The sequence below is a fragment of the Streptomyces chengmaiensis genome (genome assembly GCF_029846775.1).
GTDB lineage: Bacteria > Actinomycetota > Actinomycetes > Streptomycetales > Streptomycetaceae > Streptomyces > Streptomyces chengmaiensis.
In genome coordinates, this window is sequence record NZ_JARWBG010000117.1 from 1 (window position 1) to 5074 (window position 5074).

Genomic DNA, 5074 nt, shown 5'->3' on the forward strand with positions numbered 1-5074 from the left:
CGGTGTGGGTGAGGTCGTCGATGCCGGCCGACGCTGACGTCATGACGGCCTCGGTACGCAGCGGGTTGATCTCCGAGACGGCGCCGACGAACGTGGTCTTGCCCACGCCGAAGCCGCCCGCCACCACGATCTTCGCACTGGTGGTTGAGCGGGATGCACCGCCGCTAGAGCTTGCGAAGTCCACTGAGCACCCTTTCGAGCAGTGTCACATCTGGCTGACCGCCGGCGGACTCTTCACCGCCGGGCTGATGAATGGCGACAAGTCCGGCCTCGGCCAGGTCGGCTACGAGGATCCGGGCCACGCCGAGGGGGATGGAGAGAAGCGCCGAGATCTCGGCGACCGACTTGATCTCGAAACACAGTCGGCAGATCCGCTGGTGCTCGGGCAACTGCCCCTGCAGCCTCGCGGGATCAGCCGTCGTCGACACCAGCGCCTCGATGGCGAGCTGGTAACGCGGCCGCGTACGGCCGCCAGTCATGGCATAGGGACGCACCAGTGGGTTGTGCGCGCCCGAGGGACGGGCTCCCGCGGCCCCCGAACCGCCCGCGGACTGCTGGGCCCGCTGCTGCGGCTGCTCTGCCGGCCGCCGTGCCTGCCGGTTGAAGGTGCGGTCATACGGCGACTGGGGTGCCTGGGGCTGCTGGTACGGGTCCTGGCCGCCCCCTCTGCCCGTCGGTGCCGAAGGAAAGTTGAAACGGCTCTGAGGGTGTTCACCAGAGGCCTGATGCCCACCGTCATACGGGCGTCCGCCCGGGGGTGTTGCCACGTTTCCTCCTCCGACTGCCGATCGCCGGTCCATGTCCCTGTGGAGCCGCGCCACCGCACCCTACGGTGCGGTGGCGAGAAACGCACCGTTCGTCTGCTAGTTGAGAAGACTTCCCTGGAGTTCGGCGCGCAGGTCCGGGGTGAGAACACTGCCCGCGCGGTCCACCAGCAGGGCCATCTCGTAGCCCACCAGGCCGATGTCGGCCTCCGGGTGGGCGAGCACCGCAAGCGAGGAACCGTCGGAGATGGACATGATGAAGAGGAACCCGCGCTCCATCTCGACCACGGTCTGGTTGACCGGGCCGCCTTCGAAGATCCGGGACGCCCCCGCGGTCAGCGAGGTCAGACCGGATGCGACGGCGGCCAGCTGATCGGCCCGGTCGCGGGGGAACCCTTCGGACATCGCCAGCAGGAGTNGGCTCACACTAACGCTCCTGGTTGTAGGTACTACCCGGGCCGAGGCCCGATCCGTTCGTGTCCGTACCCGCGCTGCGTCCCCTCTGGACGCCGCGGCGCAGGTTGCTCAACCTGCCCCGGACATCCTCAGGGGCGCGGGACACCTGGGGGCCGGCCTGCGGGGTCTGCTCCGCCGTGCCCTCGACCAGATTGGCCTTGGGCACTCGCCGGGGAAGACCGGACGGGGTCACTCCGCCCGCCTTCGGGTCTCGGAGCTTCTCCGCCCGCTGCCAGCGCTGGTCGTTGACCGAGCGCCAGCCCTCGGGATCGGCACCGCTTCCGCTCCCGTTCGCGCTGCCATTCGCCTCGGTCCGCCCGCTCTGCGCGGCTCCAGGGGCCTGCTCCGCCGGCTGCTGCCACTGCTGCTGGTCCTGCGCCTGCTGGGGCTGCTGCTGAGGCGGCGGCGACTGCTGGCTGCTGCCGCGCCGCGGCAGACCTGCGTCGGTCAGCTCGTGGCCGCTGCTCGGAGCGGTTCCCGGATGGTTGAAGCCTACGCGGTCCGAGCCGTCGGCGGGAGCGCCGGGGCCAGATTCCGATTCGGTGCGGTAGTCAGGCTCGTAGCTGTCCTGATAGCCGCTCTGATCCGGCCACTTGGCCTGGTGGGGATCGGAGTCGTACGAGCCGGAGTACTGACCGTCGGAGTCCTGCGGGGCCTGGAAGTCAGCTTCCGCATATGCGGCCTGCTGTTGCTCCTGGTACGCGCCACCCTGACCGGGGCCGGAGCCGTTGGGGCTCGGGAGGCCGTCGTACGGCTGCTGCGGGGACTGTCCGCCCTGGTACTCCTGGTACTCCTGCTGGCCGTAGTCCTGCTGGTACGCCTGGTACTGCTGCTCCGGAGCGAAGGACCCCTCCTGGCCGAAGGACTGCTCCTGGCCGAAGGACCCCTCCTGGCCGTACTCCTGGCGGCCGTCGGGATGCGAGGACTCCTGGTACGAGGACTCCTGGTATGAGGAGCCCTGGTACGAGGAGTCCTCGTATGAGGCGTCCTCGCCGTACTCCGCGTCGTACTGCTGCTCCTGCCCGTACTCCGCGTCGCCCGCCTTGGCGTGGGCCTGAGCCTCCAGCGCCGCGCGGCGCTCCTCACGGATCAGCGAGCGGCCCACCGGGTCGAGCTGACGCTCGTCCCCGTCCGCGTTCTCGTAGCGGGAGTCGTCGAAGCCCAGCTCCGCGGCGGTGCGCATCGGCTCGGTCTCGTAGGAGTGCTGCTCCGGAATCATCTGCGAGACGGTGAAGTCGTCCTCGGGGAGCTGCATGCCGCCGCCACCGTGGGTGATCTCGTCCGGCAGCATCACCAGCGAGGTGGTGCCGGCCTGCTCGCCCGAGGGGCGCAGCTGGACGCGGATGCCGTGCCGGTCGGCGAGCCGGCCGACCACGAACAGGCCCATGCGCTGGGAGACGGCGGCGTCCACCGTCGGCGGGTTGGCCAGCTTGTGGTTGATGTCGGCGAAGTCCTCGGCGGTCAGACCGATGCCCTTGTCATGGATCTCGATCATGACTCGGCCGTCGGGCAGCCGGGTGGCCGTCACCCGGACCTTGGTCTGCGGCGAGGAGAACGTGGTGGCGTTCTCCAGCAGCTCGGCCAGCAGATGCACCAGGTCGGTCACGGCCCGGCCGTGGATGTCGGCCTCGGGGACGCCGGACAGCTCGATGCGCTCGTACTGCTCCACCTCCGAGGAGGCGGCGCGCATCACGTCGACGAGCGGGACCGGCTGGTCCCAGCGGCGGCCGGGCTCCTCGCCCGCGAGGACGAGGAGGTTCTCGCCGTTGCGGCGCATACGGGTCGCCAGGTGGTCCAGCTTGAACAGGTTCTCCAGCTGGTCCGGGTCGGCCTCGTTGTTCTCCAGATCCGTGATCAGGGTCAGCTGGCCCTCGATCAGCGACTGGTTGCGGCGCGAGAGGTTGGTGAAGATCGCGTTGACGTTGCCGCGGAGCATGGCCTGCTCGGCGGCGAGCCGCACGGCCTCGCGGTGCACCTGGTCGAAGGCGCGGGCGACCTCGCCGATCTCGTCCTGGGAGTCGATCGGGATCGGCTGCACCCGGGTGTCGACCCGGCCGGGCTCCGTACGGGAGAGCTGGTCGACCAGCATCGGCAGCCGCTGCTCGGCGATGCCGAAGGCGGCGGTGCGCAGCTCGCGCATCGAGCGGCTCATCTGGCGGGCCATGAGGCCGGCCAGGATGAAGGCGGCCAGGAGGGCGATCACGACGGCGGAGCCGATGACGATGGCGTCCCGCTTGGCGTCGTCGGCGATCGCAGAGGCCTCGGACACGGCCTTGTCGACGAGTTCCGCCTCGACCTGCGAGTAGCCCTCGAACTTGGCGGTGGCCGCGCCCATCCACGTCTCGGGCGTGATGTCCTTCGCCTTGAGGTCCTCCGGCGTCTGCCCCTGGCCGATCTGGTTGGCCATGCCGGTGAGGACGGAGCCGTCGGCGCCCTTGGGCGGGTTCAGACCGGCGGCCTTGAGCTGCTTCTCACCCGTGGCGGTCTTCGCCGCCATGACCTGCTTGAGGCGGTCCTCGTCCTCCTGGGTGCCGCCGGAGACGTACTCGGCGATGGCGATCTGCTCGAGGTAGTTGTACGAGTTGAAAGCGACGGTCTGCTTGGCGAGGACCTTGGGGTCCTCGGACGGGCGGACCAGCAGATGCATGCCGATGGAGCGCTGCAGCGACCCGGCGGCCTTGGACAGCTGGATGGCGTACAGGGTCCGGCCGAAGCTGGTGACGTTGCCGGTGCCCAGCCCCAGCTCGTTGGAGAACTCCATCAGGGAGTGCTGGACCTGGACATAGCCTTCTTCGGTGGCGACCGGGTCGAGCGCCTTGCCGTACGCGGCTTCGCGCAGCTTGGCGAGCTTGGGCTCCTCCTCCTGGAAGAGCCTCAGCCGGCGCTCAAGACCCTGCCCCTCGGGCATGTCCCTGATGGCGTCCTTGAACTCCGCTGCGGCCGAGTCCGTGGCGGAGTAGGCGTCGGTGACGACCCTGGCCTTGCGTTGGTCTTCGCTGGTGGCGGTGAGCAGGGGCTGGGCGGTGAGGTCGCGCTCGTTGAGCAGCGCCTGGCTGTACTTGGAGGCGGCGCGCACGATCAGCGCCGTCTTCTCCGCCTGCTCCGCCTCGTCCCAGGTGTCCACGGCCTGCTTCACCTGGAAGCCGCCCATCACCAGCCCGACGAGCACGGGTATGAGGAGGATGGCGTTCAGGCGGGTGGGCACGCGCCAGTTGCGCGGGGACAGCGGGCTCTGGCTGCCGCCGGCGGCGGGCGTCGCGGGCGTGCTGGGCTCCTCCGCGGGCGACGCGGCCGCACGCTGCGCCGGGGTGAAGTTGCCCCGCGCCTGCTGCTCTGCGGAGCTCGTCATGCTTCGCCTCACTCGACCAACAACCTCTCGGCGTCGGCACCAACGTTGTGCCGTGTGTTTCGTTCAGAGCCGTACTACTCGGGAGTTCGTCGAATTCCAGCACGTGGACCGGCCCCGATCCAAACACCTGGAATCAGTCATTCCGAGTAGCACTCGCCCCTGATAAAACGGGCATAAAGAACGAGGCCCGCCAAAAAGCAGGGGCAATGTCAGCACAGTGGCACCGATCGGATGCGATGGGTGTCCACTGTCCGAGAATTCTCTGTCGAAACGTTATGAACCCGCAGGGCGGACCGTGTCCTACGACACAGTCCGCCCACGCTTTCTCTACGACAACTGCCGTATTGCCGTGTCGACTTGGCGATCACTACTTCAGCCGGGCCATGAGGGCGTGTTCGACGAGGGTGATCAGGGCGCTCTTGGCGTCGGCGCGGTGGCGGGCGTCGGTGGTGATGATGGGGGTGTCGGGGCCGATCTGGAGGGCCTCGCGTACTTCGTCGGGGTT

General features: G+C 68.9%; 2 protein-coding genes and 3 pseudogenes. All 5 read right to left on the reverse strand.

Annotation, left to right across the window (positions count from 1 at the left end; all coding sequences use genetic code 11):
* Positions 1 to 184: pseudogene (locus QCN29_RS36505) on the reverse strand (ATP/GTP-binding protein); the annotation flags it as partial.
* Positions 165 to 767 (reverse strand): DUF742 domain-containing protein, encoded by a 603-nt coding sequence (locus tag QCN29_RS36510; protein ID WP_279933556.1) that lies wholly within the window; start codon positions 765 to 767, stop codon positions 165 to 167. The pseudogene QCN29_RS36505 and the gene QCN29_RS36510, both read right to left, overlap by 20 nt.
* 96 nt (positions 768 to 863) lie before the next feature.
* Positions 864 to 1214: pseudogene (locus tag QCN29_RS36515) on the reverse strand (roadblock/LC7 domain-containing protein); the annotation flags it as partial.
* A complete protein-coding gene (locus tag QCN29_RS36520; protein ID WP_398860711.1) occupies positions 1192 to 4581 on the reverse strand; it encodes a sensor histidine kinase in 3390 nt (1129 codons plus the stop codon). The pseudogene QCN29_RS36515 and the gene QCN29_RS36520, both read right to left, overlap by 23 nt.
* 355 nt (positions 4582 to 4936) lie before the next feature.
* Positions 4937 to 5074, reverse strand: a pseudogene (locus QCN29_RS36525) (ATP-binding protein); the annotation flags it as partial.